Below are 16,510 nucleotides of genomic sequence, written 5' to 3' on the forward strand. Positions count from 1 at the left end.
TGAGCGAATCACGCGCTGAACGCACGAGCTTACTTCTGCTTGAGCTTGGCGAACGCAGCGGCCATTGCGCTGCCCGCTTCCGGTTCGCGCGAGCGCTGTTGCGGCGCGCCGCGTCCGCCGCCGCCCGAACGGCCAAAGCCGCCGCGATCCTGCTGGGCGCCGCCACCGCTGCGCGGTGCTGCCGCTGCGCCGAACTCGTCGGCGAGACGCATCGTCAGCGCAATACGCTGGCGCTTGACGTCTACTTCAAGCACTTTCACCTTGACGATCTGACCGGCTTTGACGACTTCGTGCGGGTCCTTGATGAACTTCGTCGACATCGCCGACACGTGCACGAGACCGTCCTGATGCACGCCGATATCGATGAACGCACCGAAGGCCGCCACATTCGTCACGACGCCTTCGAGCACCATGCCCGGCGTCAGATCGCTGACCTTCTCGACGCCCTCGCGGAAAGTCGCGGTCTTGAACTCGGGGCGCGGATCGCGGCCCGGTTTTTCGAGTTCCAGCAGAATGTCGCGCACGGTCGGCAGACCGAAACGTTCGTCGACGAATTCCGCCGGCGACAGGCCACGCAGCGCGTCGCGATTGCCGAGCACTTCACCGACGTGCTTGCTGATTTTCGCGAGCATCCGTTCGACGACCGGATACGCTTCCGGGTGAACCGATGAGCGGTCGAGCGGATTTTCGCCGTTGTTGATACGCAGGAAGCCGGCGGCCTGCTCGAACGTTTTGTCGCCCAGACGCGGCACTTTGCGCAGATGTTCGCGCGACGGGAACGGGCCGTTCGCATCACGGTAATCGACGATGTTGCGCGCGAGCGTCGCGTTCAGACCCGACACGCGTGCGAGGAGGGCGACCGACGCCGTATTCGCATCCACGCCGACCGCGTTCACGCAATCCTCGACCACCGCATCCAGCGAACGCGCCAGTTCGCGCTGATTCACGTCGTGCTGATACTGGCCGACGCCGATCGCTTTCGGCTCGATCTTGACGAGTTCCGCGAGCGGATCCTGCAGACGGCGCGCAATCGACACCGCGCCACGCAGCGACACGTCCATATCGGGGAATTCCTTCGCCGCGAGTTCGGATGCCGAGTACACCGACGCGCCAGCTTCGGACACGACGATCTTCTGCAGCTTGAACTCAGGATGACGCGCGATTAGTTCGCTCGCGAGCTTGTCCGTCTCACGCGACGCCGTACCGTTGCCGATGCTGATCAGTTCAGCTTGGGTCTGCGCGCAGATGCGCGCGAGCTTCGCGATCGAGCCGTCCCAATCGCGGCGCGGCTCATGCGGATAGATCGTGTCGGTGGCGAGCACCTTGCCGGTCCGATCGACCACCGCCACCTTCACGCCGGTGCGCAGACCCGGATCGAGGCCGATCACGGCCTTCGGGCCCGCCGGCGCGGCCAGCAGCAGATCCTTCAGATTGCGTGCGAACACGCGAATCGCTTCGTGCTCGGCTTCGTCGCGCAGATTGGTCAGCAGTTCGTTCTCGATATGCGGCTGCACCTTCACGCGCCAGCACCAGCGGCACACGTCGGAGAGCCACTTGTCGGCCGGCCGGTTCTGATTGGCAATGCCGAAGTGCCGCGCGATCAGCGCTTCGCCCGGATGCGGCACTTGCGCGTCGAGCTCTTCGCCGAGCCCCAGCTTGACCATCAGCACGCCCGCGTTGCGGCCGCGGAACAGCGCCAGCGCGCGATGCGACGGCACGGTTTTGATGGTTTCCGCGTAGTCGTAGTAGTCGCGGAATTTTTCTTCTTCCGCGTTTTCCTTGCCTTCGACCACTTTCGACGAGACCACGCCCTGGCTGAACAGATACTCGCGCAGTTTGCCGAGCAGTTCGGCGGTTTCGCCGAATTGTTCGGAAAGAATGTCGCGCGCGCCGTCGAGCGCGGCCTTGACGTCCGCGACGCCTTTTTCGGCGTCCACGTAGGCGGCGGCTTCGGTTTGCGGGTCGAGCAGGGGATTGGCCAGCAGCGCGTCGGCAAGCGGCTGCAGGCCGGCTTCGCGGGCGATCTGCGCGCGCGTGCGGCGTTTCGGCTTATACGGGAGATACAGGTCTTCTAGGACCTGCTTGCTTTCGGCGCCTTCGATCGCGGCGCGCAGCTCGTCGGTGAGCTTGCCCTGTTCGTCGATGCTGGCGACGATCGCGGCGCGCCGGTCTTCCAGCTCGCGCAGATACAGCAGGCGTTCCTCGAGGTTACGCAGTTGCGTGTCGTCGAGATTGTCGGTCACTTCCTTCCGGTAGCGGGCGATGAACGGAACAGTCGCCCCTTCGTCGAGAAGTTGCACCGCGGCCGCGACCTGGCGCGGCTGGACGGACAGTTCGGCGGCGATGCGCTGTACGATCTTGAGTGCTACGGTTTCCGTCATAAGGTCTTGGTGTTCCTGCCGGACTCAATCAAAGGCCGCGCTACGACACGCCGGGGCACGCCGGGCGTGCGCACTGCGGCCAGGTTGCTGAAGCGGGGCATTTTGCCATAAATGCCAAAGGGCTCAACCGCAGGGTGATAGAATTTCGGGCATGTTCCGTTGACTATCTACGACGTTGCCGATCTCCTTGTCCCTCAACCGCCTGGGCTCCCGCTTGGTCTCTCGCTTGTCACAATTGCCGTCACTTTTGCCGCTTTCGCCACTTACTTCGCTTATGTCGGCGTCGCGGTCCGTGTTCAAGTTCGCGTTCTTGTCCAATGGGACGTCTTTTGTGTCGTGCGCCATCGCCGCCTCGATTGCCGTGTGTGCGCCCGCCTCGGCGCAGCAGCAGAGCGCAGCGCCGATCGGCAGCAGCGCGGCGTTGCCCACCGGCGCCTCGGGTGCTACGGGCACAACGGGCAATTTGGGCGCCGATAGCGCGGAGCCCGCCGGCAACAGCTTCGACGCGCGGCAAAAAGTCCTGGATCAGCGCACTGAGGAGAACAACTACCGCTACGCCGTCGCCGAGCACGACTGTTATAGCAAGTTCCTCGTCAATTACTGTCTAGGCAAGGCGCGCGACAAGATGCGCGTGGTGCAGGCCGACATTCGCAAGGAACAGCTTGCGCTCGACGGCGAGCAGCGGGCGGAGCGGGCCCGTCAGCGCGACGAACAGGCAGCGCTCAAGCGCGCGCAGGACGAAGCGAGCGCGCCGCAGCGCGCCGCGGAAGACGCGCGTAACGCACAGGCTTACCAGGACAAGCAGCGTCAGCACGAACTCGATCAGGCCCAGCGTAACGCCGAAGCGCCGCAGCGCAGCGCCAACGCTCAGGCCTATCAGGACAAACAGCGCCAGCACGCGATCGATCAGGCGCAGCGCGGTATCAGCACGCCGCAGGCCGCGGCTAACCAGCAGGCGTACGATCAGAAGCAGGCCGACTTCCAGCGCAAGCTCGACGAGGCGCATCGGCAGGCAGCGCAAAAGGCCCAGGAGCGCGTGCAGAAGCAGCAGAGCTTCGAGAAAAAGCAGACCGATGCGGCGCAGCACAAGGCCGACGTCGAAGCGCGTCAGAAGCAGGCGGCCGAGAAGGCCGAGCAGAAACGCCAGGACCAGTTGAAACAGCAGCAGCAACTTGAACAGCAGCAAAAGCAGCAACAGCAACAAGGACAGTAATCGTGCTGTAGCTGGCTAAAGTTTTGTAGCAGGGCAGTAGTCGCCGTAACGCGTTTTAAGCCGGACAGCAACCTCAGGCATCGGGCTGCACCACCCAGCCCATGCCGCTGACGAGAGGAGGCGAGCATGCGCGGTAACAATCACGTCATCGACGCGAACACACTTCGCGACCGTATCCTGCAACTGGAATCGGAGCATAGTGGGCTCGATCGTCTGATCGACCGAATGTCGGATGAGCCCGGCATCGACGACTTCGAGTTGCAGCGCCTGAAAAAGCGCAAACTCAAAGTCAAGGACACCATCATCTTGCTGCAATTGCAGCTCGAACCGGACGCGAGCGCCTGAGTTCGCGGCCTGGCAGGTGCCGGGTCGCGCCGCGCGCGCCGGACTTTGCAGGAAACGCTTGCCTTGAATTCACCGCTTGTCACTCCGCCTGTAACTCGATCAGGCACGAGCCCGGACGACGCCGCCGCTATGGCCGGCACTGCCCAGGCCCGCGCCGCTGCGCCCTCATTGGCCGCCACGCTGAACCCGCGCCGCGTCGCCGAGCTCGACGATATCTTCGCCGCCGACGGGCTGCTTGCGCGTCAGATCGACGGCTACCGCTCGCGCGCGTCGCAGATCGAGATGGCGCGCGCCGTGGCCGCGGCTATGGAAGCGTCGGGCCGCGCCATGCCCGAGCCCGCGATGTTCGAAGCGCAGAAGCGTCCCGCGCGGCGGTTGCCGTCGCAGGGTGCAGCCGATGCATCGCTAGCCGCTGAAGCTCGGGCAACCGACGAAGCGAATGGTCTCGACGGCAGCGAAAACACGCTGATCGTCGAGGCGGGCACGGGCACCGGCAAGACCTATGCGTATCTGGTGCCGGCCATGCTGTGGGGCGGCAAGGTGATCGTCTCCACCGGCACCAAGCACTTGCAGGACCAGCTCTTTCAGCGCGACATTCCAACCGTGCGCGATGCGCTGGCCGTGCCGGTGTCGGTCGCGATGCTCAAGGGGCGCGCGAACTACCTGTGCCATTACTACCTGCAGCGCACCGCGGACAACGGCCGCCTGCCGTCGCGTCAGGAAACCTCGTATCTGCAGGACATCGTCCGCTTCGCGAAAATTACGCGCACCGGCGACAAGGCCGAGCTTGCGAGCGTGCCCGAGACGGCGGCGGTGTGGTCGATGGTGACGTCGACGCGCGAGAACTGTCTCGGTCAGGAGTGCCCGCATTACAAGGACTGCTTCGTGATGCAGGCGCGGCGCGAGGCGCAGCAGGCCGATATCGTGGTGGTCAATCACCATCTGTTTTTCGCCGACATCATGTTGCGCGATACCGGCATGGCTGAATTGCTGCCCACGGCCAACACCATCATCTTCGACGAAGCGCATCAATTGCCGGAGACCGCGACGCTGTTTTTCGGCGAGACGCTCTCGACCGCGCAATTTCTCGAACTCGCACGCGACTCGGTGGCTGAAGGCCTCGGCCATGCTCGCGAAACGGTCGATTGGGTGAAGCTCGGCGCGACGCTCGAACGCGCGGCGCGCGACGTGCGGCTCGCCTTCAAGGAAGACTCGGTGCGTTTGTCGATCGGCCAGTTGCCCAACGACCACCCGCTTTTCCCCGCACTGGAAACGCTCGAAACCGAGCTCGATGCATTGGCTTGCGCATTGGCCGGCCAGGCCGAGCGCGCCGAATCCATCGGCGCGTGTTTGCGCCGCGCGCGCGAATTGCAAGGTGTGCTCGCGGGCTGGACTACGCCGCCCACCGAAACCGAACGAGAAGCCGCTGACGCCGCCGCGTCGGATGTCAGGGCTGAACGCGCCGATCCGAATGAAAAGGTCCGCTGGATCGAAGTCTTCGCGCATACCGTGCAGTTGCACGAGACGCCGCTGTCGGTCGCGCCGATCTTCGCGAAGCAGCGCGCCGGCGTGCCGCGCGCATGGATCTTCACGTCGGCCACGTTGTCGGTGCGCGGCGACTTCACGCACTACGCGGCGCAAATGGGGCTGAATGCGAAACGCTCGATGACACTGCCGAGTCCCTTCGACTACCCGACCCAAGGGCTTCTGTACGTGCCGCGCAATTTGCCGCAGCCTTCGTCGCCGATGTTTACCGACGCGGTGTTCGACGCCGCGTTGCCCGCGATCGAGGCGTCGGGCGGTGGTGTGTTCATGTTGTGCACGACGCTGCGCGCGGTCGACCGCATCTCGGCCAAGCTGCGCGACACGATCGAAGCACGCGGCTGGAATTATCCGTTGCTCGTGCAGGGCGACGCGAGCCGCACGGAGTTACTCGAACGTTTCCGCTCGTATGGCAATGCGATTCTGGTGGGCAGTCAGAGCTTCTGGGAAGGCGTGGATGTGCGCGGCGATGCGTTGTCGCTGGTCGTGATCGACAAGCTGCCGTTCGCGCCGCCTGACGATCCGGTGTTGTCGGCGCGTCTCGATGCGCTGACGAAGAAGGGGCTGAGCCCGTTCGCCGTTCATCAGTTGCCGCAGGCTGTGATTACGCTGAAGCAGGGCGCAGGACGTCTGATTCGCGCTGAGACGGATCGCGGCGTGCTGATGATCTGCGATACCCGTCTCGTCGACAAACCGTACGGGCGCCGTATATGGCAGAGCCTGCCGCCATTCAAACGCACACGCGAGATCGACGTCGTTCGCGAGTTCTTTGAAGAGAATGCGACACCGGCTCAGTAAACAATGTAATGGGCGCCGTTTTAAAAAACGGCCCTTAAATGACAAAACGCCACGGATGTGAATCCGTGGCGTTTTGCTTTACTGCCCGGGAAATCAAAGAGATTTCCCTGATGCAGTTTTCGCCCAGAGGCGAACCCTATGCGACAGCTTACTGGCTTGCGCCCGAAGCCGGAGTAGCAACAGCAGCCGAAGCGGCAGCAGTAGCTTCCGAAGCGGCGGCCGTAACCGAAGCAGCAGCGTCGCTCGCAGCAGCAGCAGTGCCCGAAGCAGCTGCAGTCACTTCCGAAGCAGCAGCCGTTGCTGCCGAGGCAGCAGCCGTTGCGTCGCTAGCTGCGGTCGTAGCTGCCTGGTCGCTGCTCTTGTTGCATGCAGCCAGTGCCACAGCTGCCAACAGGGATGCTACGAGGAGGGATTTCTTCATGATCACGTCCTTTTATGGTTAAAGGTAAGCAACAGCGCAAATAATACCGGTAATGTGTGCTCCAACACCGACCTGGGCCGCTGGTGGAGACGCTCTTTGGGCGAGCGTGAATCTTCCCTACGGCTTGGGCGGAAATTATATGCACTTTCGTACTGACAGTCGATAAATCCGGGGTCAATACGTTGTCTTTCTCATACAAAATTTCACAGTACGGTAGTACAAGCAGGCAGAGTTACGCAAGCTCGCCGACTTGTATCCAGCCCGCACAATACCACTCGTGCAGCAGTGCTGTCACCGACGAATCGTATGAGAGTGTTACAAAGCGTTTCGCACTCATAGACCGCCGGTCGGCGAGGTCAAACAACCACTTTTTCCCGCCAACAAACGCTGTTTCCTCTCCATTTAGGAAGAAAAAACGGCGGTTGTACAACAAATTAGTCTTGCGATCCAGCCGCACGCCGGACTTCGACGCCTGTGCGATGAAACGGGCCTCATTGAGGGGCCGTTGCGGCGGATCGAAGACGACGCTCGGCTTCGGTTCGCTGAGATACGAACCAAGAAACGACGCAATGTCCTGCTCATCCCAGTTGACCCTCGCAAGGATCGCGCCAACCCGATCGACCAGCGCCGCGGGCAATTCCGCCGGACGGTCGACGGCGGGTTGCTGCGGATCGCGATAAAGCGCGCCGGGTTGTCCGGCGGCTTCGCCGCGCTCAGCCAGATGGTAGAGAAAATGCGCGGTCAGTTCGCCCGCCGACGGCGCGCGAAAACCGATCGAGCAGGTCATGCATTCGCCTTCCGCGACACCGTCATGCGCGATATGCGGCGGCAGATATAGCATGTCGCCGGGCTCGAGCAGCCATTCCTCTTCCGGTTCGAAATGCTGTAAAACTTTCAAAGGCAGTCCCGGTTGCAGTGTCAGATCTTTCTGCGCGCCGATGCGCCAGCGGCGCTTGCCTTGAACCTGCAACAGAAACACATCGTAGGAATCGAAGTGGGGACCTACGCCACCGCCATCGGTCGCGTACGAAATCATCAGATCGTCCAGCCGCGCGTCCGGCACGAAGCGGAACCGGTCGAGCAACGCACGCGCGCGGTCGTCGTAAAGATCCACGCCTTGCACGAGCAGCGTCCACGCGCGCTGCTTCAGTGGCGGCAATTCGTCGGCCGCGAACGGGCCGTGTTCCAGTTGCCATTTGTTGCGAAAGTGCGTGATCAGGCGCGCTTCCGCTTCATCCTTATCCGCCAATTCGAAAAACTCGTCGCGCGACAGCGGCGCACTTACGTTCGGAATGGCCTGGCGGATCAGCAGGGGCTTCTTCTGCCAGTAGCGGCGCATGAATTGCGACGGCGTCAGATTGCCGAGCAGCGGCATCGGCGCGTCAGGCGAGGGCGGGAGAACCGGCGTCGGCGCCGGTGAAGAATTCCGTGCCGAAGCTGCGTCGGCCAGGTGGTCAGTGGGCCGCTTGGGCATCGTATAATGTGAGTTGTATTCTGGAGAATCGAATGAAAATCGCAAAGAACACCGTCGTGTCGGTCGCTTACAAGCTGTCGGATGCGCAGGGCAATCTGATTGAAGAAAGCGACGAGCCGATGGTCTATCTGCACGGCGGCTATGATGGCACGTTCCCCAAGATCGAGGAAGAGCTCGACGGCCACGAGGCCGGCTTCGAGACCCAGATCCAGCTCGAGCCGCAAGACGCGTTCGGTGAGTACGATCCGGACCTCGTGAAGATCGAGCCGCGCGATCGCTTCCCGGAACCGCTCGAAGTCGGCATGCAATTCGAAGGCACGCCGGAAGAAGGGGACGAGGATCTCGATTCGCTCGTCTACGTGGTGACCGACGTTGCTGAAGACAAAGTCGTGCTCGATGGCAACCATCCGCTCGCCGGCATGGCGTTGCGTTTCGCGCTGACGGTCAAGGACGTGCGTCCGGCAACCGAAGACGAAATCCAGCACGAACATGCGCATGGCGCGGACGGGCTGGAAGTCCTCGACGAAGACGACGACGAAGCCGAAGACGACAAATCAGGGCCCACGCTGCACTGAGCCCGCGGGTGCGCCGGGAATGCCTGAGGCGCCTGGTGCGCCTGGTACATGAGGCAGGGCGGTCGAGGCGGGAGCATTCTCGTTCTCGTCCACCGGTGCGTGTTGTTGCTGATTCAGTTGCTGTTGATCCGGCTGCCCCGGCATCTGCAACAACGGCGGCAATTCGGAAGCAGGACCGAGCGCCGGCACGGCCGGCATCGACGCTGCCGACTCCTCGCGCGGCGGCACAGGTTGTACCGTGGGCATCGGCATCTGCTTGGGCACGTCGCGCACACTCACGCGGAACGGCGGTTTCCTGCCGAGATCCGCTTCAATCCGAATCCACTGGTTAAGACGATCATGCGGCGCAAGCGCGACGCGCGTGAGATTCGTCACCAGCATCCCCTTGTCATTGCGTAGCGGCTGATCGATCACGAAGCCGGCGCTCGTGCGCTCGTCGTCGCAATGAATCACCAGCACCGGTCCGCGAAAAATCTGCGCGAGTTTGACAAGGCTGCGTTTGAATTCCAGAAAGCCGTCACGGCGCGCGTTGCGTGTAAAGCGCAGCCATGCGAAACGGTCGGGCCGTTCGTAACGCTCCGGTTCGGGGTCTCCCTGAATGAACACGACGATCGCGCGCGCGTCGCGCCGTTTCGCGTATTCGGCGGCATGTTCAAGCCAGAACGCATTGGCGATCACGCGATCTTCGAATTCGCCATTACGGCCGCCCGCAGTCAGATAGTGATTGTTCGGACTCGGCGCGTTCAGGCCGACGAACACGGTATCGCCGACTTGCCAGCGCACGTTCTCGCGAAACGGACGAAAGCGCGGCACTTCGCTTTCGCGCGTCAACGCGATCGGGTTCTGACCCATCGACGTCGCGTCGGCGAACATTGTCTGGCGCAACTGATCGAGCCGTTCGACCGGATCGAAGCCGCCCGCCTCAGCGGTGCCGCAGTTGGTCCAGTCGTGTTGGCCCGGAATGAAGAAGAGAGCGGGCCGCGCCGATTCGAGCAGCGCGTGACGCCGCTCGTATAACGCATCGCGGCAGGCTTCTTTCGCGCCTTTCAGGTTGCCGTCGTAGACGATGAACGATATCTCGCGATCACGGCCGATCGCATCGATCAGGCGCTGTGTCGGCGCTTCGTCGGCTGGACCTTGCATCGTGCCGGCGACGATCGCGAACGCGTAATGCGGCGTTTCCGCGTGCGCGAGCTGCATACCGCCGCCAGTGAGCGTCAGCGTGAGGACAAAGGTCAGCGCCGCGCAAAGTTTGCGCGGGCGCTGCGAGGGTCTGTGTGCGTCAATGGTCCGCATCCGGCGCGGCGGCCAGGTCGTGCAATTCGTACAGCAGATCGAGTGCTTCGCGCGGCCGCAATTCGTTTGGATCGATTGCGCGCAGACGCTCGACAAGTGCTTGCATAGCGGGCGAAGCGGCTGCCGTTTCCGGCCTGGCGTCGCGTTCGTCATCGGTATCTTCGACCAGCATCGGTATGGGCGCCGCGAACAGATCGAGTTGCGGCGCGGGCTGCGCCGCCGATTGCTGCTCGAGATGCGCGAGATGCTTGCGCGCCGCGCGAATCACCGCCTCCGGTACGCCGGCCAGTTGCGCAACCTGCAGGCCGTAACTCTGACTCGCCGGCCCTTCGCTGACCGCGTGCAGGAACACGATGCCGTGCCCATGCTCGACCGCCGACAAGTGCACATTGGCCGCGTGCGGAAACTCGGCGGGCAACTGCGTCAACTCGAAGTAGTGCGTTGCGAACAGCGTATGGCAGCCGTTGTGCGCGAGCAGATGCCGAGCGATCGCCCACGCCAGCGCGAGGCCGTCGAAGGTCGAGGTGCCGCGGCCGATTTCATCCATCAGCACGAGACTCTGCGGCGTCGCATCGTTGAGGATCGCGGCGGCTTCCGTCATCTCGACCATGAAGGTCGAGCGGCCACCCGCCAGATCGTCGGCTGCGCCGATGCGCGTGAAAATGCGATCGATCGGCCCGAATGCGGCGCGCCGTGCCGGCACATAACTGCCGACATACGCGAGCAGCGCGATCAACGCGGTCTGTCGCATGAAGGTCGACTTACCGCCCATGTTCGGGCCGGTGATCAGCAGCAGCTTGCGCTCCGGCGTGAGCGTGCAGTCGTTGGCGATGAACTGCTCGACCTGCGCCTCGACCACCGGGTGCCGGCCTTGTTCGATGTCGATGCCGGCGGTCGGCGAAAACATCGGCGCCACCCAATCGAGCGCGCGAGCGCGTTCGGCGAATGCAGCCAGCAGATCAAGTTCGGCGAGCGCCGCGGCGACGCGCTGGCAGTCCGCGATAAACGGCAGTAGCGCTTGCAGCAATGCGTCGTACAGCGAGCGTTCGCGGGCCAGCGCGCGTTCCTGTGCGGACAGCGCTTTGTCTTCGAAGGTTTTCAGTTCCGGTGTGATGTAACGCTCGGCATTCTTCAGCGTCTGACGCCGGCGGTAATCGTCCGGCACCTTGTCGGTCTGGCCGCGCGTGACTTCGATATAGAAGCCGTGCACCTTGTTGTATTCGACGCGCAGATTGCCGATACCGGTACGCGCCCGTTCGCGCGTTTCGAGGTCGATCAGGAACTGCCCACAGTTCTCCGAAATATCTCGTAACTCATCGAGTTCCGCGTCGTAGCCACGCGCGATCACGCCGCCGTCGCGCACCATCGCCGCAGGTTCCTCCGCGACCGCGCGCTTGAGCAGTTCGACACACGCTTGAGGCGGTTCCAGCGACGCGTCGATGCGCGCCAAAGAATCCGCATTGGGTGAAACGGCCGCCAGTTGCATGCGCAGTTCGGGCAACGCAATGAACGTGTCGCGCAGGCTGGACAGATCGCGGGGCCGCGCCGACAGCAGCGCCAGACGCCCGGTAATCCGCTCGATGTCGGAGATCTGCCGCAACGCGCCGCGCAGCGAATCGACACTCGCGCCGGGCGGCGCATCGAGCAACGCGCCGATCGCCTGCTGGCGCGCCTGCGCAATCGCGGCTTCGCGTGGCGGATGATGCAGCCAGTGACGCAACAGGCGGCTGCCCATTGTCGTGCAGCAGGTGTCGAGTAGCGAACACAGCGTCGGCGATTCAGTGCCGCGCAGCGTTTCGGTGAGTTCGAGGTTGCGGCGCGTGGCGGGGTCGAGGCCGATATATTCGGATTCATACTCGACTTTCAGGCTGCGCACATGGCGCAGTTGCTGGCCTTGCGTGGCCGCCGCATACAGCAGCAACGCGCCGGCCGCGCCGCACGCGCTTGTCAGCGAATGCGCGCCGAAGCCGTCGAGTCCCGCTACTTCCAGCTGGTCGCACAGGCGTTGCGTGCCTGACGCGATATCGAAGTGCCAGACCGGCACGCGGGTGAGGGCGCCGGCATTCACGGGCGGCGTCCAGCTCGCCGAATCCGCGGGCGTATCGGCCACCAGAATTTCCGCCGGACGAATCCGTTCGAGTGCGGCGGCCACCTGATCCGGTGCGACTTCCGCGAGACGCAATGCGCCGCTCGCCAGATTCAGCCACGCGAGCCCCACGCTGGTCGCGACGCCGCGGCGGTTGTGCGCGACGCACATTGCCAGCAGGTAGACATCGCTTTTGTCGGACAGCAGCGCGGCGTCCGTCAGTGTGCCCGGCGTGACGACGCGCACCACCTTGCGCTCCACTGGGCCTTTCGACGTGGCCGGATCGCCGATCTGTTCGCAAATCGCGACGGATTCGCCGAGCTTGACCAGTTTCGCCAGGTACTGTTCGACCGCATGATGCGGCACGCCTGCCATCTTGATCGGATTTCCCGCCGACGCGCCGCGCTGCGTAAGTGTTAAATCGAGCAGGCGCGCGGCTTTCTCCGCATCTTCGAAAAAGAGTTCGTAGAAGTCGCCCATCCGGTAGAAGACGAGCGTGCCCGGATGATCCGCTTTAATGCGTAAATACTGCTGCATCATCGGCGTGTGTTGTGCGACGTCGTTGGCCGCTGCGGTTTGAATGCCCATCCTCGGTGTCTTCTTGCGTTAGCTGTTCAGGGCGTGAGTTTAACCTGCCGGCGCGGCGAGCGGACCCTGACCGAACGGCTAATCCGCCCGGCAAAGCGCATGCCGCTGCGCGAAATCTCACGTCGTCATTCTTCGACCAGCGACCGCATGTCCACCGTGCGTTCATTCGCCGCGCTGCGCCGTTTCGCGAGCCACATCATCAAGGTGACGAAGCTGCCGAAGACGACGATGATCCACTGCGCCGGCATCTTCGCCGTCAACAGCAGCGCATAGGCGCCTAGCATCAGCAGTACGGCCAGATTCTGGTTGAAATTCTGCACCGCGATCGAATGCCCGGCGGAGAGCAGAGTCGCGCCGCGGTGCTGGAGAATCGCGTTCATCGGCACGATAAAAAAGCCGGACAGCGCGCCGAGCAGGATCATCAGCGGATAGGCGAGCAAAATATAGAAGGGCGCGACGTACGAGCCGATACGGATGCCGGCGCCGGCAGGAAACAGGTCCTTGTTGTAGAACGCGATCGCGATCGCGACTGCGCCGGTGAGGATGCCAACCGGCAGCACACGCAGCGAGTGACGCAGTGGTATCCACGCGGCCGCTGCTGCCGCGCCGACTGCAATACCCAGGCCCGTGACGCCTTGCATCACCGCCGCTTTGGACAGCGACAGCCCGAGGTTCACATTGGCCCATTTGAGCACCAGCAGTTGCAGCGTGACCGCGCCGCCCCACATTAGCGTCGTGACCCACAGCGCGATCTGCGCGAGCTTGTCGGCCCACAACACGTTGAAAGAGTTCACAAAGTCGCCGACCAGCTTCTTCGGCTCCGTCAGACGGTTCGGATAACGCGCGCCGGTGTCGGGGATGAAGATGTTGACCGCGGCGGCGATCGCGTAGGTGACCATCACCGCGAACATCGCCAGATCGGCGGCGGAGCGGATCAGCGGCAGATGCGCATGCGCGACGAATTTGTCCGCGAAGGTGCTGATCAGCGCGCCGCCGACCATGGTGCCGACGATGGTCGACAGCACGGTGGCCGATTCGAGCCAGGCGTTCGCCTTGACGAGTGTTTCCGCGGGCAGCAATTCCGTGAGAATGCCGTACTTGGCCGGCGAATAGGCAGCCGCACCGAAGCCGACCACGCCGTACGCGATCATCGGGTGAACGCCGGCGATCATCATCAGGCAACCGCTTGCCTTCAGCGCGTTCGAGACGAACATTACGTGCCGCTTCTGCATCGCATCGGCGAAAGCGCCGACGAACGGTGCGAGCAATACATACGAGACGGTGAAGAAAATCTGCAGGAGCGGCGTGACCCAGGCGGCCGAGCGGATTACCGACAGCAACGCGATGGCGGCGATCAGCAGTGCATTGTCCGCGAGCGACGAAATGAACTGTGCCGCGATGATTGTGTAGAAGCCTTTTTTCATGAAGCGGATCGGAAGCTGCGCGGAAATCTCGCGCGAAGCAGGGCGCGACAAAAAGCGCGCGAAACACACCCGGCGTGTCGAGGCGCGCCGGCGCGGCTTCCCGCTTTGTAGCACGAACGCCTGCCGGATGCAGGCTCGCCAACGAAAAAGCGGCCGAAGCCGCTTTTTCGTACTATCTGTTGCCGGCGCGCCATCCACCGGACAAAGGCCTTAACATGACCTTAAGCCGACTGCTGGCGGGTACGGCTAAAGCGCGACAGGATAGGGATCATCTGCGCATACACCTTCGGATTGCCGGCAACGACTTCACCCACGTGCAGGAAGTCCGAGTCGCCCGTGTAGTTGCCTACCAGGCCGCCGGCTTCCGTGATCAGCAGGCTGCCCGCGGCGACGTCCCACGGACTCAGACCCTGCTCGAAGAAGCCGTCCATGCGGCCCGCGGCGACGTTCGCCAGATCCAGTGCGGCGGCACCCGGACGGCGCAGGCCGGCGCAGGCCTCGGTCATTTCGGCGAACTGGCGGCCGTATGCTTCGATGCCGTCCTTTTCGCGGAACGGGAAGCCCGTGCCGATCAGGCCGTCGGCCAAACGGTCGCGCTTGGCCACCCGGATGCGGCGATCGTTCAGGAACGCACCACGGCCGCGCGAGGCGGTGAAGAGATCGTTGCGGGTTGGGTCGTAGACCACGGCCTGCGTCACGATGCCCTTGTGCGCGAGCGCGATCGACACGCAGTAGTACGGGAAGCCGTGGATAAAGTTGGTCGTGCCGTCGAGCGGATCGATGATCCACTGAAATTCGGATTCGTTATCCGACTTGCCGGATTCTTCGGCGAGAATCGCGTGATCGGGGTAGGCGGTCTTCAGCGTATCGATGATCGCCGCTTCGGACGCTTTGTCCACCTCCGTGACGAAATCGTTGTGCTGTTTCTTGCTGACCTGGAGCAGATCGAGGTCGAGCGACGCGCGGTTGATGATCTGTGCTGCGCGGCGCGCGGCCTTCACAGCGATATTGAGCATGGGATGCATGAGCCTGGATCCTTGTGCCGGGGCAGCGCGGCTGCGTACCGGTAATTGTGCGCAAACGAAGCGCGGAAACAACACGGAACGCACGTCCGATACGGGACCAGGTGCGCATTCCGCCGACGGAGACAAATTGAATAAGAACGAGGCGCTCGTGCGAAGACGGCGCGAATCGCGGTATTTTACCTGAGTCCGGGGCGCTCCGGCAGCGTGCGCTGCGTCGGCCGCCGCATAGGCGCGTTCCTGGCCGGGTTCGCGCTACTGTATGTGCAATTCGGCGCCGGCCCCGGTTGGCGCTACCATACGCGTTCTTTAGCTTGTCGAATTCCATCGTGGACCACACCCACCATTCTTCCGATCCCACCGTAGCCGAGCTGCGCGGCGGTTTTACATCAACACGCTTCGTACTTGTCGAGCCGAGCCATCCCGGCAACGTCGGGGCTGCGGCGCGCGCGCTGAAAACCATGGGCTTTTCGCGCCTGGTGCTGGTGTCGCCGCGCGTGCCGCACGTGCAGAGCGATCCGGAGGCCATCGCAATGGCAAGCGGCGCCGACGACGTGCTGGCGTCCGCCCACATCGTGCCGACGCTTGCCGATGCGTTGAACGGCGTGCATTGGTCGATGGCGCTGACCGCACGGCTGCGCGAATACGGGCCGCCACAACTGACGCCGCGTGCCGCGGCCGGCGTCGCGCGCGAGCAGGCGGTGCATGGCGAGATCGCGCTGGTGTTCGGTAACGAGCGCACGGGTTTGTCGAACGAGGACGTCGAGCGCTGCAGCGCGCTTGCGCATATTCCGGCCAATCCGGCCTACAGTTCGCTCAATCTGGCGCAGGCCGTGCAGGTGCTGTCGTATGAGTTGCGAACGATCTACCTGTCCGCGGACGACGCCGTGCCTGCGGCGCCTCGAGCGCCCGGAGGGCCGGGCGAGCCGGTTGGCGCGCGGGCGGCGAGCGACGAAATCGAAAGCATGTACGCGCATCTGGAAAGTGCGCTGGTCGCGCTCGATTTTCTCGATCCCGCCAATCCGAAGAAGCTGATGTCGCGTCTGCGCCGCCTGTTCGCGCGTTCCGGGCTGGAGCGCGAGGAAGTGAATATCGTGCGCGGCATCGCCAAGCATATCCTGCTGAAGACCAAACGCCCGGACGGCGACGCGCCTTAACTGGGCCACAAGGCAGGCCATAAGCCAGACTACAGGCGCACCATAAAAGCGCCTGGCCGACAACTTCGCGACGACCTTGCCGCCAGCGTGGGCTTCCGGCAGGTTTTCCGCAATCGTCCTACAATCGCTCGAAACGTTCTAAGCAAAGCTGTCGATCTGCTATGCGACAGCTAGCCGTCGTGCGTGGG

General features: G+C 63.3%; 12 protein-coding genes. 5 read left to right on the forward strand and 7 right to left on the reverse strand.

Annotated elements, in window-relative coordinates:
* Nucleotides 1-29: 29 nt before the first annotated feature.
* Complete coding sequence (locus tag WN982_RS07310; RefSeq protein ID WP_341315072.1) at nucleotides 30-2,381, reverse strand: Tex family protein; 2,352 nt, start codon at nucleotides 2,379-2,381, stop codon at nucleotides 30-32.
* 274 nt (nucleotides 2,382-2,655) lie between these two features.
* On the opposite strand from WN982_RS07310, the gene WN982_RS07315 reads away from it, so the two are divergent.
* From WN982_RS07315 to WN982_RS07325, 3 genes are all read left to right on the forward strand, one after another.
* Nucleotides 2,656-3,594: a hypothetical protein gene (locus WN982_RS07315; RefSeq protein WP_341315073.1), complete on the forward strand. Its 939-nt coding sequence runs from the start codon at nucleotides 2,656-2,658 to the stop codon at nucleotides 3,592-3,594.
* Between the two features lie 126 nt (nucleotides 3,595-3,720).
* Nucleotides 3,721-3,939, forward strand: a complete 219-nt coding sequence (locus tag WN982_RS07320; RefSeq protein WP_341315074.1) for a DUF465 domain-containing protein — start codon at nucleotides 3,721-3,723, stop codon at nucleotides 3,937-3,939.
* 129 nt (nucleotides 3,940-4,068) lie between these two features.
* Nucleotides 4,069-6,279 carry an ATP-dependent DNA helicase gene (locus WN982_RS07325; protein ID WP_341315075.1) on the forward strand — a complete coding sequence of 737 codons (2,211 nt, stop codon included), beginning with the start codon at nucleotides 4,069-4,071 and terminating at the stop codon, nucleotides 6,277-6,279.
* A 148-nt stretch (nucleotides 6,280-6,427) separates the two neighbouring features.
* Here WN982_RS07325 and WN982_RS07330 read toward each other — a convergent pair whose 3' ends face one another.
* Nucleotides 6,428-6,700 (reverse strand): hypothetical protein, encoded by a 273-nt coding sequence (locus WN982_RS07330; RefSeq protein ID WP_341315076.1) that lies wholly within the window; start codon nucleotides 6,698-6,700, stop codon nucleotides 6,428-6,430.
* A 232-nt stretch (nucleotides 6,701-6,932) separates the two neighbouring features.
* Entirely contained in the window at nucleotides 6,933-8,174 is a 1,242-nt protein-coding gene (locus WN982_RS07335; protein ID WP_341315077.1) for a cupin domain-containing protein, read from the reverse strand.
* A gap of 32 nt (nucleotides 8,175-8,206) precedes the next feature.
* Here WN982_RS07335 and WN982_RS07340 point away from each other — a divergent pair, with 32 nt between their 5' ends.
* The gene (locus WN982_RS07340; RefSeq protein ID WP_341315078.1) at nucleotides 8,207-8,749 is read left to right on the forward strand and encodes a peptidylprolyl isomerase; all 543 of its coding nucleotides are present in this window, start codon (nucleotides 8,207-8,209) and stop codon (nucleotides 8,747-8,749) included.
* On the opposite strand, the gene WN982_RS07345 is transcribed toward WN982_RS07340, so the two are convergent.
* From WN982_RS07345 to WN982_RS07360, 4 genes are all read right to left on the reverse strand, one after another.
* Nucleotides 8,729-10,045, reverse strand: coding sequence for a hypothetical protein (locus WN982_RS07345; protein WP_341315079.1), 1,317 nt, complete (start codon nucleotides 10,043-10,045; stop codon nucleotides 8,729-8,731). The genes WN982_RS07340 and WN982_RS07345 overlap by 21 nt on opposite strands.
* Nucleotides 10,032-12,719 (reverse strand): DNA mismatch repair protein MutS, encoded by a 2,688-nt coding sequence (gene mutS, locus WN982_RS07350; RefSeq protein WP_341315080.1) that lies wholly within the window; start codon nucleotides 12,717-12,719, stop codon nucleotides 10,032-10,034. Before mutS ends, WN982_RS07345 begins: the two co-directional genes overlap by 14 nt.
* A gap of 125 nt (nucleotides 12,720-12,844) precedes the next feature.
* Nucleotides 12,845-14,143 (reverse strand): lysophospholipid transporter LplT, encoded by a 1,299-nt coding sequence (gene lplT, locus WN982_RS07355; protein ID WP_341315081.1) that lies wholly within the window; start codon nucleotides 14,141-14,143, stop codon nucleotides 12,845-12,847.
* Nucleotides 14,144-14,364: 221 nt separating this feature from the next.
* Nucleotides 14,365-15,168 carry an inositol monophosphatase family protein gene (locus WN982_RS07360; RefSeq protein WP_341315082.1) on the reverse strand — a complete coding sequence of 268 codons (804 nt, stop codon included), beginning with the start codon at nucleotides 15,166-15,168 and terminating at the stop codon, nucleotides 14,365-14,367.
* A gap of 326 nt (nucleotides 15,169-15,494) precedes the next feature.
* On the opposite strand from WN982_RS07360, the gene WN982_RS07365 reads away from it, so the two are divergent.
* The gene (locus tag WN982_RS07365; protein WP_341315083.1) at nucleotides 15,495-16,322 is read left to right on the forward strand and encodes an RNA methyltransferase; all 828 of its coding nucleotides are present in this window, start codon (nucleotides 15,495-15,497) and stop codon (nucleotides 16,320-16,322) included.
* The last annotated feature ends 188 nt before the right edge of the window (nucleotides 16,323-16,510 follow it).

Source organism: Paraburkholderia sp. IMGN_8 (genome assembly GCF_038050405.1).
Taxonomy (GTDB): Bacteria; Pseudomonadota; Gammaproteobacteria; order Burkholderiales; family Burkholderiaceae; genus Paraburkholderia.

Coding starts and splice junctions, on each gene's coding strand:
- WN982_RS07310 (WP_341315072.1), bottom strand. CDS start 2,381: ATGACGGAAACCGTAGCACTCAAGATCGTACAGCGCATCGCCGCCGAA.
- WN982_RS07315 (WP_341315073.1), top strand. CDS start 2,656: ATGTCGGCGTCGCGGTCCGTGTTCAAGTTCGCGTTCTTGTCCAATGGG.
- WN982_RS07320 (WP_341315074.1), top strand. CDS start 3,721: ATGCGCGGTAACAATCACGTCATCGACGCGAACACACTTCGCGACCGT.
- WN982_RS07325 (WP_341315075.1), top strand. CDS start 4,069: ATGGCCGGCACTGCCCAGGCCCGCGCCGCTGCGCCCTCATTGGCCGCC.
- WN982_RS07330 (WP_341315076.1), bottom strand. CDS start 6,700: ATGAAGAAATCCCTCCTCGTAGCATCCCTGTTGGCAGCTGTGGCACTG.
- WN982_RS07335 (WP_341315077.1), bottom strand. CDS start 8,174: ATGCCCAAGCGGCCCACTGACCACCTGGCCGACGCAGCTTCGGCACGG.
- WN982_RS07340 (WP_341315078.1), top strand. CDS start 8,207: ATGAAAATCGCAAAGAACACCGTCGTGTCGGTCGCTTACAAGCTGTCG.
- WN982_RS07345 (WP_341315079.1), bottom strand. CDS start 10,045: ATGCGGACCATTGACGCACACAGACCCTCGCAGCGCCCGCGCAAACTT.
- mutS (WP_341315080.1), bottom strand. CDS start 12,719: ATGGGCATTCAAACCGCAGCGGCCAACGACGTCGCACAACACACGCCG.
- lplT (WP_341315081.1), bottom strand. CDS start 14,143: ATGAAAAAAGGCTTCTACACAATCATCGCGGCACAGTTCATTTCGTCG.
- WN982_RS07360 (WP_341315082.1), bottom strand. CDS start 15,168: ATGCATCCCATGCTCAATATCGCTGTGAAGGCCGCGCGCCGCGCAGCA.